Annotated in this window: 17 protein-coding genes; 6 read left to right on the forward strand and 11 right to left on the reverse strand. The window is 39.5% G+C overall.

All coding sequences use genetic code 11. The features are described 5' to 3' along the window. A partial coding sequence (locus B5D46_RS10400; protein WP_143675666.1) for an IS3 family transposase occupies positions 1-258 on the forward strand: 258 nt, incomplete at its 5' end. A 212-nt stretch (positions 259-470) separates the two neighbouring features. Here B5D46_RS10400 and B5D46_RS10405 read toward each other — a convergent pair. Beyond that, positions 471-2,078: a methyl-accepting chemotaxis protein gene (locus B5D46_RS10405; RefSeq protein WP_078929403.1), complete on the reverse strand. Its 1,608-nt coding sequence runs from the start codon at positions 2,076-2,078 to the stop codon at positions 471-473. A 266-nt stretch (positions 2,079-2,344) separates the two neighbouring features. Between B5D46_RS10405 and B5D46_RS10410 the strand changes: the two genes are divergently transcribed. Together B5D46_RS10410 and panB are read left to right on the forward strand one after the other, a co-directional pair. Further along, positions 2,345-3,208, forward strand: coding sequence for a Rossmann-like and DUF2520 domain-containing protein (locus B5D46_RS10410; RefSeq protein ID WP_412556294.1), 864 nt, complete (start codon positions 2,345-2,347; stop codon positions 3,206-3,208). Positions 3,209-3,221: 13 nt separating this feature from the next. Further along, on the forward strand, positions 3,222-4,049 hold the full coding sequence (panB, locus tag B5D46_RS10415; protein WP_078929405.1) for a 3-methyl-2-oxobutanoate hydroxymethyltransferase: 828 nt from the start codon (positions 3,222-3,224) through the stop codon (positions 4,047-4,049). 47 nt (positions 4,050-4,096) lie between these two features. On the opposite strand, the gene B5D46_RS10420 is transcribed toward panB, so the two are convergent. The 5 genes from B5D46_RS10420 to B5D46_RS10440 all read right to left on the reverse strand — a co-directional run bounded on the left by B5D46_RS10420 (position 4,097) and on the right by B5D46_RS10440 (position 8,688). Next, positions 4,097-4,612 carry a GNAT family N-acetyltransferase gene (locus B5D46_RS10420; RefSeq protein WP_078929406.1) on the reverse strand — a complete coding sequence of 172 codons (516 nt, stop codon included), beginning with the start codon at positions 4,610-4,612 and terminating at the stop codon, positions 4,097-4,099. A gap of 131 nt (positions 4,613-4,743) precedes the next feature. Continuing rightward, a complete protein-coding gene (locus B5D46_RS10425; RefSeq protein WP_159443101.1) occupies positions 4,744-5,838 on the reverse strand; it encodes an MBL fold metallo-hydrolase in 1,095 nt (364 codons plus the stop codon). An 87-nt stretch (positions 5,839-5,925) separates the two neighbouring features. After that, the gene (locus tag B5D46_RS10430; protein WP_200805050.1) at positions 5,926-6,381 is read right to left on the reverse strand and encodes a cyclophilin-like fold protein; all 456 of its coding nucleotides are present in this window, start codon (positions 6,379-6,381) and stop codon (positions 5,926-5,928) included. 43 nt (positions 6,382-6,424) lie between these two features. Then, positions 6,425-7,615, reverse strand: coding sequence for an iron-containing alcohol dehydrogenase (locus B5D46_RS10435; RefSeq protein ID WP_078929408.1), 1,191 nt, complete (start codon positions 7,613-7,615; stop codon positions 6,425-6,427). Between the two features lie 20 nt (positions 7,616-7,635). Beyond that, a complete protein-coding gene (locus B5D46_RS10440) occupies positions 7,636-8,688 on the reverse strand; it encodes an alpha/beta hydrolase (protein WP_143675667.1) in 1,053 nt (350 codons plus the stop codon). Positions 8,689-8,868: 180 nt separating this feature from the next. Between B5D46_RS10440 and B5D46_RS10445 the strand changes: the two genes are divergently transcribed. Continuing rightward, the gene (locus B5D46_RS10445) at positions 8,869-9,336 is read left to right on the forward strand and encodes a MerR family transcriptional regulator (protein ID WP_078929410.1); all 468 of its coding nucleotides are present in this window, start codon (positions 8,869-8,871) and stop codon (positions 9,334-9,336) included. A gap of 91 nt (positions 9,337-9,427) precedes the next feature. Here the strand turns inward: B5D46_RS10445 and groL are convergent, their stop codons facing one another. Both groL and B5D46_RS10455 read right to left on the reverse strand, forming a co-directional pair. Continuing rightward, the gene (groL, locus tag B5D46_RS10450; protein ID WP_078929411.1) at positions 9,428-11,062 is read right to left on the reverse strand and encodes a chaperonin GroEL; all 1,635 of its coding nucleotides are present in this window, start codon (positions 11,060-11,062) and stop codon (positions 9,428-9,430) included. A 23-nt stretch (positions 11,063-11,085) separates the two neighbouring features. After that, positions 11,086-11,376 (reverse strand): co-chaperone GroES, encoded by a 291-nt coding sequence (locus B5D46_RS10455; protein ID WP_074838144.1) that lies wholly within the window; start codon positions 11,374-11,376, stop codon positions 11,086-11,088. Between the two features lie 284 nt (positions 11,377-11,660). Between B5D46_RS10455 and B5D46_RS10460 the strand changes: the two genes are divergently transcribed. Together B5D46_RS10460 and B5D46_RS10465 are read left to right on the forward strand one after the other, a co-directional pair. Next, the gene (locus tag B5D46_RS10460) at positions 11,661-13,034 is read left to right on the forward strand and encodes an MATE family efflux transporter (RefSeq protein ID WP_078929412.1); all 1,374 of its coding nucleotides are present in this window, start codon (positions 11,661-11,663) and stop codon (positions 13,032-13,034) included. Positions 13,035-13,377: 343 nt separating this feature from the next. After that, entirely contained in the window at positions 13,378-14,586 is a 1,209-nt protein-coding gene (locus B5D46_RS10465; RefSeq protein WP_078929413.1) for an ATP-binding protein, read from the forward strand. Positions 14,587-14,643: 57 nt separating this feature from the next. Here the strand turns inward: B5D46_RS10465 and B5D46_RS10470 are convergent, their stop codons facing one another. The 3 genes from B5D46_RS10470 to B5D46_RS10480 form a co-directional block, all read right to left on the reverse strand. Beyond that, positions 14,644-15,417: a single-stranded DNA-binding protein gene (locus B5D46_RS10470; protein WP_078929414.1), complete on the reverse strand. Its 774-nt coding sequence runs from the start codon at positions 15,415-15,417 to the stop codon at positions 14,644-14,646. A gap of 231 nt (positions 15,418-15,648) precedes the next feature. Continuing rightward, the gene (locus tag B5D46_RS10475; RefSeq protein ID WP_078929415.1) at positions 15,649-16,572 is read right to left on the reverse strand and encodes a nucleoside hydrolase; all 924 of its coding nucleotides are present in this window, start codon (positions 16,570-16,572) and stop codon (positions 15,649-15,651) included. Between the two features lie 265 nt (positions 16,573-16,837). Continuing rightward, a partial coding sequence (locus B5D46_RS10480; RefSeq protein WP_143075415.1) for a zinc ribbon domain-containing protein occupies positions 16,838-17,036 on the reverse strand: 199 nt, incomplete at its 5' end.

The raw sequence follows: 17,036 nt of genomic DNA on the forward strand, positions 1-17,036 counted from the left end.
AAAGAGCATAATCTGGTTCAAAGCATGTCCAGGAAAGCTACTACTCATGACAACATTATGATTGAGATATTCTTTGGAAGAATGAAGGTTGAAATGTTTTATGGAAAGGAAAAGACATTTAAGGATTTAAAAGACCTAGAGAAAGCTATTAAAGATTATATAAAATGGTATAACACTGACAGAGTTTGTAAAAAATTAAAAGGCCTGTCTCCAATTAATTTCAGGAAACAAGCCTTAAATTCTGTTAGTATGACCTAGAAACTTAAGTGATCAATTTCTGAGGCCATACTAGTTCAACTTACTGGGGTCAGGGCAGACCTGCCCCATTTAATTAGATGAAGGAACCGTTTTGTCATCATTGTGACAAACAAGACATAACGCAAATAGTCAATACATTGTTTACGCTATGGAGAAAAATAATCTCGAAAAAAAAAAGAGGCATCAGCCTCTTTTTTTATGAACAGGACAAACTATCTGATTTCAAACTGACTTACAATCTTCAGCAGGTTTTCTACCTCACTGTTGGTAGCAAGAATATTCTTATCCACAAGTTCAACCTGTTCAGCCAGTCTATAAGAACCGTCCGTAATTCCCTTCATGTTGGTTGAAATTTCGGAAGTAGCTGTTGTCTGCTGTTCTGCAGCTGTAGCGATCTGGCTAATCTGATCATTTACTTCCTGAACCTTCTCAGTAACCTCATTTAACACAGAGTGCATCTGACCTGTCTCTATTGAGATCTGATCCATTACCTCTACAGACTGCTGCATTGCATCATTAGCAACCTTAGCATCTGACTGAACCTGCATAACCATCTTGGTAATTTCCTGAGTAGATTTTGAGGTTCTGGATGATAAAGCACGAACTTCATCTGCCACAACAGCAAAGCCTTTACCGGCTTCACCAGCACGGGCAGCCTCAATTGCAGCATTCAAAGCCAGCAGATTTGTCTGAGATGCAATATCTTCAATAGCAAGAGTAATTGCTCCAATCTTCTGAGCAGTTTCAGCCAACTGCTGAACCAGAAGCGCATCTTTCTTAGACTTTTCAACCTGCTGATTCAGCTTGCTCATTGTTTCTTCAACGCGACTGATACCAACTGTAGTACTACGAGCAGAATCTGCTGCAGTCACAGTCGCATGTTCACAGTTCTTGGCAATATCACCTGTTGTTGAAACCATTTCTTCAGATGCAGCTGCGACTGTTAGAGACTGAGACTGGTTTTCCTTTGCTGTTGAATTCATCACATTGGCAGATGTGGTAATATCACTCATATTTCTGTTGATATTAGTACTTACGCTCTGGATATTTTCAACGCTCACAAGCCATGACTGTCGCATCTTCTCCAGAGCCAGCATCAGAGGCTTAAATTCATCCTTACGTCTGGTTTCTATAACTTTGTTTAGTTTTCCTGCAGCAAGCAGATTTGAGATATCTATAATCGACTCAATGCTGCTGATAATAATCTTTGGCATGTAGATGATAATTATGATAGCAAGAACTATAACGCCGATTGTGATGGCACTTACTGTATAGATTCCTGAGGTATCATTGATGGTTGCCACACTGTTATTGGCTGCTTTAATCTGGTAGCCGTTAACCTTAACAATATTATTCTGAATAACAATGAACTGAGGCATCATTGCTGATGTGTGGAAAGAAAGAGCCTGAGATCTTCTTGATTCATTAAGAGCAGGAATAATCTTGTTATTCAGCACATTAAGATATTCTTTGGTTGCAGCCTTTACAGCTCCAATCTCCTTAGGATATCGGGCCATCTGCAGAGCATCAGCAGCATCCTGCATTCCCTTAGAGCTCTTCTGAAGATCAGAGATAATTTCAGCAACATTTCCTCCTTTTGTCAGCTGTTCAAACAGGTCTTCGATATGAGCGGCATAGTCGGCGGTTCGTCTTGTTCTTCCATATCGTTCATTCAGGGTAGTGTGAACAAAAGATGCCACATCATGACACTTGGTCATGTTGCCTAAAGCTGACCAGGAGACAAACAGAGTAGCCACGATCATCAAAACATAGCTAAATATAAGCTTACTTCTTATGGAAAATCTATCTAATATACTCATAATACGAAATTCCCTTTAAGACATTTCACTCAAAACGCAAAATCTACAGAGCTTTGAGCAATACACTGAAATAAAAACGGAAGAAATGTTTACCATTCTCTTTCCTATTTTAAAAAAGATTCGTAAATCAAAATTAGAGCAATTACCGATATTAAAAAAAATGAGAATAATCTTTACGATTCTGAGAAGTGAAGTTGAATATAAAGAGTGGTACAATTAAGCGGTTTTTAAAGATATAAAATAATAAAGGAACACAGCATTCCAGGCTGTATACAATCAGTATGAGGATAGGTTTTGTAGGAGCAGGAAAAGTCGGTAGCTCTCTTGCTCTTTATTTTTACTCACATCAGTGTGAAATTTCAGGATTCTACTCTAAGACCGAAGAACATGCAGTAGAGATAGCAGACAAGACAGAATCTCATGCATTTACAGATATAAACAGTCTTGCAAAAATTAGTGATCTGCTTTTCATTACCGTACCTGATGATGAGATTGCATCTGTGTTCAGAGAAATCTCTTCAGATAATCTTAAAAATACCATTGTATGCCACTGTTCAGGTTCACTTACAGCAAAAGAAGTTTTCGGAGAAGATGATAATGCTCTGAATATCAGAAAAATCAGTCTTCATCCGCTATGTGCAGTTGATTCAAAAGAAAGTCATACTGAGTTTGAAAAGGTATTCTTCTTTTTAGAGGGAAATCATGAGGCAACCGAACTTATGATGGATTTTCTGAAAAGCTGCTCTCTTAATGTAAGAATCATTAGTTCAGATATCAAAGCGAAGTATCATCTTGCAGCATCAGTTGTCAGCAATCAGGTTGTTGCTCTGATTAACGGAGGAGTTGAACTTCTTGAACAGTGTGGCTTTACAAAGGAAGATTCACTTGAGGCACTTGCCCCTCTGATAAAGGGAAATATTGAACACGTTCTGAAGAATGGCCCTGTTCAGGCACTGACCGGTCCCGTTCAGAGAGGAGATGTTAACACAGTAAGCAAGCATATACGCTCTCTTGAGACATATAGTGACAGACTTTTATACACCCTTTTATCACGCAAGCTTTTACAGATTGCCAAAATTAAAAATCCAGACAGAGATTTTAGTAAGTTAGATAAATACTTATCAGAATAATTAAGGACAAAATATGAAGATTACAGTTTCAACTTTTGCAAAACGCAAGGCAGAAAAAGAAAGAATATCCATGCTGACCTGCTATGACTACACCACAGCAAAGATTGTAAACTCATCAAACGTTGATGCAGTTCTGGTCGGAGATTCACTTGGTAATGTTATGCTGGGCTATGAAGATACCCTTTCAGTTACCATGGAGGATATGATTACCTTTGGACACGCTGTAGCAAGAGGCTGTAAGGATAAGCTGGTTGTTATCGATATGCCATTCATGTCTTACCAGGTATCAGTTGAACAGGCAGTTACCAATGCAGGCAGACTTCTAAAGGAAGGACGCGGAAATGCAGTAAAGCTTGAGGGCGGTAAAAAGGTTGCAGAGCACATTCGTGCAATTACCAATGCAGGCATTCCTGTAATGGCTCATATCGGCATGACTCCTCAGTCAGTAAATGCCTTTGGCGGTAACAAGGTTCAGGGAAAGAGCGAACTTGCAGCTAAGATGCTGATTGAGGATGCACTGGCTGTTCAGGAGGCAGGAGCATTCTCAGTAGTACTTGAGTGTGTGCCAGCCAAGCTTGCAAAAATCGTAACTGAAAAACTTTCAATTCCAACCATCGGTATTGGTGCTGGTCCTGACTGTGACGGTCAGATCCTTGTTTATCAGGATATGCTTGGTATGTATAAGGATTTCTCACCAAAATTCGTTAAGCACTTTGGCAATGTCGGAGATCAGATTCTTGAAGCATTCAACAAATATGATTCAGAGGTAAAGACCGCTGCATTCCCATCTGAGGAGCACTGCTTCAAGATTGATGAAGAGGTTTTAGAAAAGCTTTACTAGTACACAAAGCTTTCCTATTCTCAAAGGCAGTTTCAAAAGAGACTGCCTTATTTGTTTAATGACTCTGTAACTGCTGATTTTTCGTAGGCCAGACGTGGATAGTTATCATGCTCAACATAGATGGTGCCACAGTGAACAAAATTTAGCTTACGAGCAAGAGCCTGCATAGGCTTATTGTCTGAATGGGTATCAATTCTTATGTGCCCTGCCTTCTCATAGCACCAGTTGATACAGAAAGTTCCTACACCTTTGGTAGTACAGTCAGTAGCCAGACGATGAATCACGCCATATGCTGAATCATCAAGCCATTTTCCATCTGTAATCTTAAGGTAGGCTGGATCGCAGTCCTTACCGTAGATATAGACAAACACGCCTACGATGGCCCTGCCCTGCTCACAGACATAGCAACAGGATTTATTTATATCACGCTCAACAAGCTCACGAGGTGGCCAGTTTTCTCCCCACTGGTGTGGATTGCCGTTAGCCTTCATAAAGGCACGTGCAGTTTCATATAGTTTTAGGATGACATCAATATCATTCAGTTCAGCTAATCTGCAATTCATCAAAAGACAGTATCCTATAGTGATTCAGGTGAAAATTACCGGTAATTCACTTTATTTTACTTCCAAAAAACGAAAACCTATATATGAAAAACTTTGACTGACATAGCAGATACAGCAGTATTGGCATTAGATCAGTTTATGTTTCTCCACCACAGGTTTGTTTGTGGAAGTGAATCCAGATACACAATCTCACCAATCAACGGAGTTACAATTTTCCCGTTAAAGTTCTCTCCGTGTTTTATAAGCTCCTCAAGAGGAGCCTTCCAGGTATGATTTGCCATTACAAACTTGCTGTTATGCACAGGAAGAATTGCTTTTGCGCCAATTTCTTCAGAGGCCTTAATTACTTCCTCTGGAAGCATATGGACATTGTGCCACTGCATATCATACTGACCATCTTCCATTACGGCAAAATCAAATGGTCCGTATTTCTCACCGATTTTCTTATAGTGCTCTCCGTAGCCGCTATCACCGCTGTAGAAGAAATTCCTGTTTTTAGAAGTAATTACAAAGGAGCCTGGTTCAGTAGGATTCTGCTTAAAAAATCTTCCGGAGAAATGTCTGGCCGGAGTAAAGGTGATTTTTATATCATCAGACAGAATGTATTCCTCTCCATAATCCAGTTCACGAATTTTAGCTTCAGAATAGCCCCACATCTCGTAGTATTCGCCATTGCCTAGTCCTGTAACAACATGTTTAACTCTGTCCTTTAAGGCAACAGTTGTTGTATAGTCCAGATGGTCCCAGTGATCGTGAGAAAGCAGAATCGTATCAATGTCATCAGGCAGATCGTCTACAGAATATGGATTACTTCCATCAAAGGCTGTCATCAGAAAAGATACCGGTGCAACATGACCACTTAAATGAGGATCTACCAGGAATCTGTGCCCAGAAAGCTGTAAAAGAAAAGAAGAATGGCCAAGCCATACAACCAGATCTCTGTTCTTATCCAGTGTTTTCAGGTCTGTTTTTACGTGAGGAATGCTTTTCTCTGGACGAAGATCATCTCGTTTTTCAAAGATGAATTTATAGAAGCTGACAAGTATTCCGTCTTCAAGATGATTAACGATTGGCTCTCGGTTCTGAAATACACCATCCTTAAAGTTTGGAGATTTCATTATTCTCTCAAGACGATGACCAGATGGTGCTCGACCAAACTGAGGAGTGTTGAAAAAATATAAAGCACACGCGGCAAGAGCCACAATGGCTGTAATTACAATTATCATTATTTTTTTCATATTACCCAAAATCTTCATATTCCTGAAACTTACAGTCAGGATGTCTACGGTATTTAATTTAAAATTGAAGAACGGCTAACGGTCGCTTAAAGACAATCTTGCTTTTACGCCACTATTGCCAAGAATAGACTTTAGTTCCTGAGAATTCTGGTTTCTTATTTTTCCTATACGGGTAAGATTCCAGCTGTTCTGCGCATAATAGATACTTAACTTGGAGCCCAGATATAGAATTACATCTCCGGGAGCAGTTGTAATATCCTCATTATTCTGTGGAAGACTGAAGCCCAGATCGCCAACTTTCTCAAAATTTCCATAGTCAGACATGTCTATTTCGACATCAGAAAGCTTCAGTTTCTCAAGTAAGGCCTTACTAGACGAGTTATCCGCACATTCACATACGAGAACTTTACCGTTAACATGAATATAAAAGCTGTTCATTTCCTGCCCCGTAGAAAAAGCTGTCAGAGAGAAGAAGAGACCTATCAAAAGGAATATTCCCTTAACATTTTTCAATGCCTTAAAAAAAATCATAATTCTCCCCTTTAATTAACTCTGACAGCATAGCTGTTAAGAACTAAGATGCACTTTTCAGAATATTCATAATATCTGCTTTAGACAGGGAAGGTCTTGCAGGAAGCTTTCCTTCTCCATCATGGATTACCTTAAGAGTTACATCTGCAATCTTCTCATAATTGCTCTCATCGATATCAAGCTCAGAGAATCTTACTGGACAGCCGATTTTCTTTAAAAACTTCTCATACTCATCAACGCCGGCAAGTGCAGTCTTAACCTTATCTCCATCATTCTGGATACCAAAGAGATAGGATGCAAAACGGGCAAACTTGTCTACATTTCCGCCATGAGTAATCGCAAATCTCATCCATGATGGATTGATGATAGCAAGGCCGGCAGCATGGGTAATATCGTAGATACCAGATACAGTATGCTCAATCATGTGCACAGGGAAGCCTCCGTTGGTTCCGCAGTTAACAAAACCGTTCAGTGCCAGAATAGATGACCACTGCACCTGTTCGCGAGCCTCAAGATCAGAGCCATCCTGATAAGCCTTTAAACCATACTGCATACAGTTCTTAATGGTTGCAAGAGCAAAATCATCCTGAATAGGAGTTCCATCCACTCCGTTAAAATAAGACTCAGTAAGATGAACAATAATGTCACAGACGCCATATCCGGTCTGGTTCTTTGGTACTGTTATAGTAAGAGTAGGATCAACAACGGCAACTTTAGGGAAAAGAGCATCGGTCTGCACAAATGATTTCTCATGAGTTTCTGAATTTGAAATCACAGCGCCAGGATTCATCTCTGATCCTGTTGCAGCAAGAGTAGGCACGGTAATAATTGGCATACATCTGGTTGGGATATATACATTTTCCTGACCATGGAAAATCATGTCCCATGGATCACCGTCATACAAAGCACCTGCGCCGATTGCCTTTGAACAGTCCATGGCACTTCCGCCGCCAATGGCAATAATCAGATCACAGCCATTCTTACGGATAAGATCAATACCGCGTCTTACAGAATCAATCTTTGGATTTGGCTCAATTCCACCACATTCAACGTACTCAATACCAGCTTCTTTTAATGAAGCTATAGCACTGTCAAATACTCCGTTCTTTTTAATGGAGCCGCCACCATAGACAATTAAGGCCTTCTTACCATACTCTTTAGCATAACTGCCTAGTTCTTTTAGTTTGCCTTTACCAAATACAAGTCTTGTTGGATTAAAAAAAGAAATCTGCATTTTATCCTCCTTCATCAGAATTACTTAAGATTAACTTTAAAGAAATCTTCGATTTGATTAAATGGAATTAAATCTGTTCTGTCATACAGATCAACATGATTTGCGCCAGGAACAATCACTAAAGACTTGTTATCACCCTTAAGCTGCTTAAATGCAGTTTCACTGAAATATCTTGAATGGGCTTTCTCTCCGTGTACAAGCATTACAGGAGAATCAATCTCACCAATTGTTGATAACAGATGAGTGTTCATGAAAGACAGAGCAGAAACCTTTGCCCAGCCACCATTGGAATTTACAGAGCGCTCATGATAGCCGCGAGGCTGCTTGTAGTAACTGTAGTAATCAGCTACAAACTGAGGAACATTCTCAGGAAGCACATCTGGAAGTCCACCGTCTCTATCATAAACACCATCAGCAGCATCTTTGGTTCTCTGTGCGTTCATAGCTGCAAGCTTCTCGTGTCTCTTCTCTTTAGAATCCTCACTATCGAAATATCCGTTTCTTATAACTCTGCTCATATCATACATAGTAGAGGCAACAGTTGCTTTAATACGTGTATCTACTGCAGCAGCCTTCAGCGCAATACCACCCCAGCCGCAGATGCCGATAATACCGATTCTCTCCTTATCAACATTCTGAAGGTTAGAAAGGAAATCTACAGCAGCCTGAAAATCTTCTGTGTTAATATCTGGAGATGCCATGTATCTTGGAGTACCAGAACTCTCACCTGTGAAAGATGGATCAAATGCAATGGTTACAAAGCCTCTTTCTGCCATTGTCTGTGCGTATAAGCCTGAGGACTGCTCTTTTACAGCACCAAATGGACCGCTTACTGCTATAGCTGCATATTTACCTTCTCCTGACTTTGGTACATACATATCTGCAGCGATAGTTGTTCCGAATCTTGTTTTGAAGGTTACTTTAGAGTGAATTACTTTTTCGCTTAGCTTAAAGGTTTTATCCCATTTATCTGTCATCTGAACCTCACTGGTATCATTGTTGATAGCTGTAGAACAGGCTGTTAAGCCTGATAGAGCTGAACATAGAATAGCGGTAGCCAATAATTTTTTCATAGCAAATTTCTCCATTAGGATTGTTTGAATAAACTATAGAACCTAAAGTTAACTTTAGGTCAAGCATTAAAAAAACTTTTTTACTAACCTCTGATTTTTAAGAAAATTAATCTAAACCTAAAGTCAGCTTTAGCATTTATAATTACATATAGACAATACAAAAAAAATTAGAGGTAAGAAATGTATACCATCGGACAGCTATCCAAAATGTTTGACCTGCCTGTATCCACATTACGATACTATGACAAGGAAGGTCTTTTTCTAGATCTTCAGAGAACATCTGGTATCAGAAAATTCAACGACAGACAGGTTGAAGCTTTACGAGTAATTGAGTGTCTAAAAAAATCAGGACTTGAGATCAAGGATATCCGACAGTTTATGAAATGGTGTGAAGAAGGACCTTCAACCTATCAGAAACGCAAGGATATGTTTGAAAAACAGAAAGAGAATATTGAAGCTGAAATGGCGAAGCTCAACAAAACACTCTGCATGATTAAATTTAAATGCTGGTACTATGAGCAGGCTTTAAAGGATGGAAATGAGGATAATCTAAATAGAATGATGCCTGATAACCTTCCTGAAGATATACAGGCTATATACGATGAGGCTCATAAAGGACCTGAGTCAACAGAGGAAATAGAGCAATAGGTGTATTCCGACTCTAAACACTCTGTTTTTAAATTGAACCAATGAAAAAGCCAGCATTACTGCTGGCCTTTCTATTTGCATAAGGAATAGATTACATCATTCCTGGCATACCGCCCATGCCGCCCATAGGAGCCTGTGGAGCAGCGTCATCCTTTGGAGCGTCAGCAATCATGCACTCGGTTGTTAGCATTAAGCCAGCAATTGAAGCAGCATACTGAAGAGCTGAACGGGTTACCTTAGCTGGGTCTAGAATACCCATCTCAATCATATCACCGTACTGCTCAGTACCAGCGTTGTAACCGAAGTTACCTGAACCGTTGCGAACTTCGTTAGCAACAACTGAAGCTTCCTGACCAGCGTTGGTTACGATCTGACGTAGAGGAGCTTCCATTGCAGTTAGAGCAACCTTGATACCAACGTCCTGATCCTGGTTCTCGCCCTTAACAGTGCCAGCTAACTTCTTAGCAACACGAACTAGAGCTACACCGCCGCCTGGAACGATACCTTCTTCAACTGCAGCGCGGGTTGCGTGCATTGCGTCCTCAACACGGTCCTTCTTCTCTTTCATTTCAACTTCAGTTGCAGCGCCAACCTTGATAACAGCAACGCCACCAGCTAACTTAGCTACACGCTCCTGTAACTTCTCACGGTCGTAGTCTGAAGTTGACTTCTCGATCTGCTGACGGATCTGAGCAACACGTGCCTCGATAGCAGCTGAATCACCCTCACCATCGATAATGGTGGTGTTATCCTTGGTGATTACAACACGCTTTGCAACACCTAGATCATCTAAGGTTGCCTTGTCTAATTCCATGCCTAGCTCTGAAGAGATTACAGTACCAGCAGTTAGAATTGCGATATCCTGTAACATAGCCTTACGACGGTCACCGAAACCAGGAGCCTTAACAGCAGCTACCTTAACGATACCACGCATGTTGTTAACAACTAGAGTTGCCAGAGCCTCTGACTCAACGTCCTCAGCGATGATTAGAAGTGACTTGCCAGCCTTAGCAACACCCTCTAGAACAGAGATTAAGTCACGGATGTTTGAAATCTTCTTGTCGCATAGAAGAATGTATGGGTTCTCTAACTCAACAGTAGCGGTCTCAGCCTTGTTTACGAAGTAAGGTGATAGGTAACCGCGGTCAAACTGCATACCCTCAACTACGTCTAACTGATCCTCAAGACCCTGGCCATCTTCAATGGTGATAACGCCATCACGACCAACCTTCTCCATTGCCTCAGCAATCAGGTTACCAACAGTTGCGTCTGAGTTAGCAGAAATAGTACCAACCTGAGCAATCTTGTTCTCGCAAGGCTGTGAAATAGCCTTTAACTCGGTAACAGCAGCTGCAACAGCCTTATCGATACCGCGCTTTAGATCCATTGGGTTCATGCCAGCAGCAATTGCCTTAAGACCTTCATTAACGATAGCCTGAGCTAGAACGGTAGCAGTAGTGGTACCGTCACCAGCAGCGTCGTTAGCCTTTGAAGCAACTTCCTTAACCATCTGAGCACCCATGTTCTGGAACTTGCCCTCTAGCTCAATCTCCTTAGCAACGGTTACACCGTCCTTGGTAATTAGAGGAGCACCATAGCTCTTATCTAGAACAACGTTACGGCCTTTAGGACCTAAGGTTACTTTAACAGCATTTGCTAGTGTGTTAACGCCCTCTAGCATCTGTGAACGAGCGTCATTACCGAAAACAACTTGTTTTGCAGACATTTTATCTTTTTCCTACTTAAATATTATTCTTCAACAATTGCGAATACGTCAGTCTCAGAGATGATTAGAACTTCTTCACCATCAATCTTCTCTTTCTTGCAGCCGTAGCCTTCGTTATAGATTACTGTGTCACCTACTTTTACGCTTAGAGGTGAGGTTGAACCGTTCTCTAGAACACGGCCCTTGCCTACAGCAATTACCTTACCGCGAGATGATTTCTCAGCTGCGCTACCTAGTAAAATACCGCCTGATGACTTCTTCTCTTCCTCAAGTGGCTTAACAATAACGCGATCATACAAAGGAACTAATTTCATTTGATTCTCCACGGTCTATAACCGTATAAATTCTTCAAATCGGAAAATGGTGTCCGATAACCACCAAAAACTCGACACCTGATTTCGTATGTCAGAGCTATTTAATCTTTAACATTCTGTTAAATGGGGATAGGTGATTTTTATTTCAAGTAAAAAAATAAAAAAAATTTAAATTATTTTTTATTTTTTGTTTTTCAGATAATTAGAATATTTGAATTTTATTATTACTTTGTTTTTTAAAAATTTCTTAGAATTAGAAGAGAAAAAAGATTCTAGGTTGGCTTATGCACTCTTTCATTGAGAAATACAGAAAAATCGACATGCTGGAGGGATCTTTATGGGACAAGATCCTGGTGTTTTCTATTCCCCTGGCTCTGACAAGCTTCCTTCAGCAGCTGTTCAATACAGCTGATGTTGTAACTCTTGGTCACTATGTAAATGACAATGCCATGGCTGCAGTGGGAAACAATGTTCCTGTAATCGGCTTTATCGTATCTCTTTTTGTCGGTCTGTCCATCGGTGCAAATGTAGTCGTTGCAAGATACCTTGGAATGAAGGACGAGGAAAATGCAAAGGATGCGGTTAATACCTCATTCTCAGTTGCCATCATCATCGGCATTTTTTTCTGTATTCTTGGAGAAATCTTAGTTCCTCAGATAACTGAGCTCATGGATGTGCCTGATGAAGTAAAACCAGAGTCCATAAAATACCTTCGAGCCTACTTTATGGGACTGCCTTTTATATCCATCTACAATTTCGAGGCGGCACTGCTTAGAAGTAACGGTGATACACATACTCCTCTGTTTGCACTTATATACGCAAGTATTCTCAATATTGCAGGAAACCTTGTATGTGTTCTTGTCTTAAACATGGGAATCGGAGGTGTGGCCTTCTGTACATCAATGGCAAATGCCTTAAGTGCACTTTATCTTTTCAAAAAGATCCTCAATGCTCAGGGGCCTATAAGCCTTGATCTTAGAAATATGATGAAGCTTAACTCAAGAAAACTCAGAGCAATTGTATCCATCGGTCTCCCTACAGGAATTCAGGGCGTCGTATTCTCTATCTCAAATCTGGTAATTCAGTCTTCCATAAACAGTCTTGGCGCTGATGCTATGGCGGCATCCGCAGCAGCCTTTACCATTGAGATCAATATCTACTGTTTCATCTCTGCCTTTGGTCTTGCAGCAACAACTTTCATCGGACAGAATTTTGGAGCTCAGAACATCAGACGCTGTGTGGAAATTGCAAAGATCTCGTCCCTGATTGGTCTTATTGTCACAACTCTTATAACCATTGTTGCTTACATTTTTGCCAAACCGCTTCTAAGCATGTATACAGTAAGTGAAGTGGTTATCAGTATCGCTATGGTTAGAATCTTCTATGTACTTCTTCCACAGCCAATCAATATTCTGCTTGAAGTTCTGTCGGGGTCTATGAGAGGTTATGGATTCTCTCTGCCACCAACCATTATTACCCTCTTAACCATCTGCAGCTGTAGACTTATCTATGTATTCACAGTATTTGAGAAGTTCCCACGCTTTGACGTGCTGATGATGGTTTACCCATTAAGCTGGGTTATATGTATTGTCTTCCTGGTTGTAATGTACATTTACAAAATCAGAATGGTTGAAAAAGAATATTCTCGCAATAACTAAATGCAAAGATTGTTTTAATACGTTCTGAATTGCCATCTCCACTTGACCGAAAACTTTTCTGCTCATCTAGTGAAAGAGTATTCTTTAAGTCAAATCAAGTGGTTTTCCAACACCTCTACTCACAATCAAATGTCCTATCTAAGTTAACTGGTTGTTATTGCTTTCTTATAAGTTATAACTTACAAAAAAGTGTTTATTTGTATTTTTATAAGTTATATCTGACACAAATTCATTGAATGTATTTTTTATAAGTTATAACTGATAGATTTTGTTTTTTTATATATAATGTAAGATATAACTGATATATTTTAAAAAACGACAATTAGTTTCAGAGGTAAAAGCAATGATAAAAAGAGAGCTTTATCTTGAAAGAATCAGACCTTTTATGCACAAGGATCTGATAAAGGTTATAACCGGTATACGAAGATGTGGAAAATCAGTAATACTGCAACTCATTCAAAAAGAACTAGAAAATGAAGGCATCACTCCATCATCAATTCTTAACTATAATTTTGAATCACTAAAACTAGCAAAGCTTTGTACTGCAGAAGCATTGCACAAGGATGTAATAGATAAAACTAAAGCAATATCGGGAAAAGCTTACATTTTTTTTGATGAAATTCAAGAAGTTGAAAATTGGGAAAAAGTAATAAATTCCTTAAGAATAGATATTGACTGCGATATCTATATCACAGGTTCAAATTCAAAGCTTTTATCAGGGGAACTTTCAACATACCTTGCAGGGCGTTACGTCGAATTTATAATATACCCTTTTTCGTTTAAAGAATTCTGCAGCCTTATCAAAAAAACAAAGCCAAAGAGTTCAACTGCAGAATGCTTTAATCTCTACATAAAATTTGGTGGAATGCCATATTTATGGAATCTTGAGTATCAGGAAGAACCAGTAAAACAATATCTTCAAGATCTATACAATGCGGTCGAATTGAAAGACATAATACGGCGTAACAAAATTAGAGATGTTGATCTTCTGGAACGCATCATTAACTATATAACAGCAAATACAGGCAATACATTTTCCGCAACATCCATTTCAAAGTATCTAAAAAATGAAGGAAGAACAATTGCACCAGAAACAGTCCTGAACTACATTCACGCTGGAATTGATGCCTTTTTGTTTTATCCTGTAAAACGACAGGATGTCGAAGGTAAAAAAATACTATCTGTTCAGGAAAAATACTATATTGTTGATCACGGAATACGTGAAGCGGTCATTGGTGATAATATGGCCAATATCAACATGATATTAGAAAATATAGTATTTTTGGAACTAATTCGTCGAGGATACAAGGTTACAGTTGGGAAATATGCCCAAAAGGAAATTGACTTCATCGCCCAAAAACAAGCAAAAACCATCTATATCCAAGTCTGCTATATTTTAGCTACACAAGAAACCAGTGAACGCGAGTTTGGAGTATATAGGAACATAAAAGATAATTATCCGAAGTATGTGCTGTCACTTGATGAATTCGACATGAGCAGAGATGGAATCATTCACAAAAATATTAAAGACTTTCTGCTTGAGGATGATTAAGAGAAAAATTAATAAAGGAGCCAAAAGGCTCCCTTGCGCTTGATTTTTATCTTTCTATTAGAAAGGAAGATCGTCGTTAATTGGCTCAGCATTATCAGGATTACCGAAGTTTCCAGAGTTATTCTGACCACCAAATGAATTATTCTGAGAGTTGAAGCCAGAAGCATTGTTGAATGACTGCTGCTGATTCATACCGCCGCGGAATGCATTTGAATTAACCTGCCCCTGTGGATTCTGAGCTGCAGCCTGACCGTAACCTGCAGACTGAGGCTTGTTTCCGAATGAATTCTGAGAACCATAGCTGTTGCCATAATTCTGAGCGCCGCCATTGCCGTAACCAGCATTGGTATTTGCATTACCATAGCCGCCACGTGACTGCTGATTACCATACTGCTGTCTCTGAGCACCGCCATACTGGTTGTTCTGAGAAGCATAACCGTTTGAAGAGTAATCATCACCTGATGATGAAACAGTTGCAGAGTCGCCTCTTGAACCAAGCATTAAAAGACCGTTTGGCTCACATACAACTTCTGTAGAATACTTTTTCTCGCCAGTGTTCTTATCTTCATATGAACGGGTACGAAGCTTACCTTCGATATGAACCTGTGAACCTTTGTGCAGATACTGCTGCATAATCTCTGCAGTTCTGCCGAAAGCAACAACTCTAACCCATTCGGTTTCATTGATTAGATTACCGGTCTGCTGGTCTCTGCGGGCCTCATTGATTGCAAGATTGATATTTGCAACTGTGGTACCGGTAGTGGTGGTACGAACTGTTGGTTCATCTCCAAGATTACCAATCAGCTGAACTCTGTTGAATCCGTTTGCCATTTGGAATAACTCCTAAAAAATCATAGTTTCGTGGATTATCTTTTAGTTTCGTGGAATTTGTTGAATATCAGTAAGTTAACCAAACAAATCTGAATAAAAAAACTCTAAGACAATTGAGGTGTAGTATATCAGATACCAAAAGATTCTTTGAGTACACTCTTCAAAATAAAAATAAAAAAAGCTGAGATGATTAGGAGTCTCAGCTTTTATGTTGATCAATCTGAACGCAAGCTACTTCATTTTTAAAGTCTCAAGCATTGAATCTCTAATAAAATCTACATCCACATCAAGACAAACTGTATGATTTGGTCTTCCCTTGAATTTATCATCAGGAACATTGTAATCAGTCATTGGACGAATGGTCTGACCATCAGTGTAACCTGAAGTAGAAACTGCAATTCTGGTATCTATAGTCTTGTACTTTTCAGGATAAAGTAAATAGCTTACAACCTGAGCATCATGTACACACATTCCTGCAAATTTTTCAAATTTCTTTGAAAATTCAATATAGAAAGCAGAAATGTTAACCATGAAATCATCATTTGTTGATGCAATCTGTTTATCTGTAATCAGAATTCTATGAGTAACATCCAGAGGAACCACAACAAGAGGTAACTCTGAAGCAAAAACAAGATCGGCAGCTTCAGGATCGTTATAAATATTAAACTCGGCAAACTGGGTCATGTTTCCGCAGTTGCCGTCTGTTCCAAAAGCGCCTCCCATGCTGATTACACGTTTTAGAAGTTTTGGTAATTCCGGGCATAAGTTTAAAGCAAGGGCCAGATTAGTCATTGGTCCAATTGTCAGAAGGTTAACTTCTCCTGGATATTTCCTTGCCTGCTCAATTATAAAATGTACAGCATCTGGGGCTTCGGCATCAAAAGGATTATCGTAATAAGCACCAAGACCGTCTTTTCCGTGAATATGAGTACTCAGAGGTAAAGGCTTTCTTGATAATGGTCTTGAAGCTCCTTTAAATACGGGAATATTAGAACCATACTTACTCATGGCCAGTTTGCAGTTCTTTACAGCCGTTTCAACAGCAACATTTCCGTATGAACAGGTATAACCAAGAACATCGCAGGTTAACATGCCATATCTTAAAGCAATTGCGTCATCAACACCGATATCTGTATCAATGATAATCTTTTCCATTGAACTATTCCTTGATGTTAAAAAAGAGAAAGGAGTTAAATATACTACTGAATCAATTTATAGCCTATTTTATTTCAACAAACCGATACATTTATCTTAGTTTTTGAATCAGAACATCAATAAATGTCAAATACCCTCGGATAAATCCGAGGGCTTGCTAGTCAGCATAATATAGGTACAAGCGATACCAATTGGTAATCTCCCTACACTGCCAGCATCATCGGACAATTGACAATGCCCGCTTTGAAAAAGAGTTTACTCTTAATCAGTTATTATCCTTTTTGTATCTAGGATTCTTTTCTCCTGACAGCCATCTCTTTCCAAGATTCTGAATATTCATGGCTCCAACTCTGTCATCATTGGATTTATAGCCGCATGGGCAGCTATACAGATGTCTGTTATGATCTCTGCTCTGTTTGTGGATTCTTCCACATACGGGACATCTCTGAGATGTGTATTTTGCA

The sequence above is a fragment of the Succinivibrio dextrinosolvens DSM 3072 genome (assembly GCF_900167015.1).
Lineage (GTDB): Bacteria > Pseudomonadota > Gammaproteobacteria > Enterobacterales > Succinivibrionaceae > Succinivibrio > Succinivibrio dextrinosolvens.

Bases quoted from the DNA above. Each gene is read 5' to 3' on its own strand.
- B5D46_RS10405 (WP_078929403.1), bottom strand. From the start codon at position 2,078: ATGAGTATATTAGATAGATTTTCCATAAGAAGTAAGCTTATATTTAGC.
- panB (WP_078929405.1), top strand. From the start codon at position 3,222: ATGAAGATTACAGTTTCAACTTTTGCAAAACGCAAGGCAGAAAAAGAA.
- B5D46_RS10420 (WP_078929406.1), bottom strand. From the start codon at position 4,612: ATGAATTGCAGATTAGCTGAACTGAATGATATTGATGTCATCCTAAAA.
- B5D46_RS10425 (WP_159443101.1), bottom strand. From the start codon at position 5,838: ATGATAATTGTAATTACAGCCATTGTGGCTCTTGCCGCGTGTGCTTTA.
- B5D46_RS10430 (WP_200805050.1), bottom strand. From the start codon at position 6,381: ATGATTTTTTTTAAGGCATTGAAAAATGTTAAGGGAATATTCCTTTTG.
- B5D46_RS10435 (WP_078929408.1), bottom strand. From the start codon at position 7,615: ATGCAGATTTCTTTTTTTAATCCAACAAGACTTGTATTTGGTAAAGGC.
- B5D46_RS10440 (WP_143675667.1), bottom strand. From the start codon at position 8,688: ATGAAAAAATTATTGGCTACCGCTATTCTATGTTCAGCTCTATCAGGC.
- B5D46_RS10445 (WP_078929410.1), top strand. From the start codon at position 8,869: ATGTATACCATCGGACAGCTATCCAAAATGTTTGACCTGCCTGTATCC.
- groL (WP_078929411.1), bottom strand. From the start codon at position 11,062: ATGTCTGCAAAACAAGTTGTTTTCGGTAATGACGCTCGTTCACAGATG.
- B5D46_RS10455 (WP_074838144.1), bottom strand. From the start codon at position 11,376: ATGAAATTAGTTCCTTTGTATGATCGCGTTATTGTTAAGCCACTTGAG.
- B5D46_RS10460 (WP_078929412.1), top strand. From the start codon at position 11,661: ATGCACTCTTTCATTGAGAAATACAGAAAAATCGACATGCTGGAGGGA.
- B5D46_RS10465 (WP_078929413.1), top strand. From the start codon at position 13,378: ATGATAAAAAGAGAGCTTTATCTTGAAAGAATCAGACCTTTTATGCAC.
- B5D46_RS10470 (WP_078929414.1), bottom strand. From the start codon at position 15,417: ATGGCAAACGGATTCAACAGAGTTCAGCTGATTGGTAATCTTGGAGAT.
- B5D46_RS10475 (WP_078929415.1), bottom strand. From the start codon at position 16,572: ATGGAAAAGATTATCATTGATACAGATATCGGTGTTGATGACGCAATT.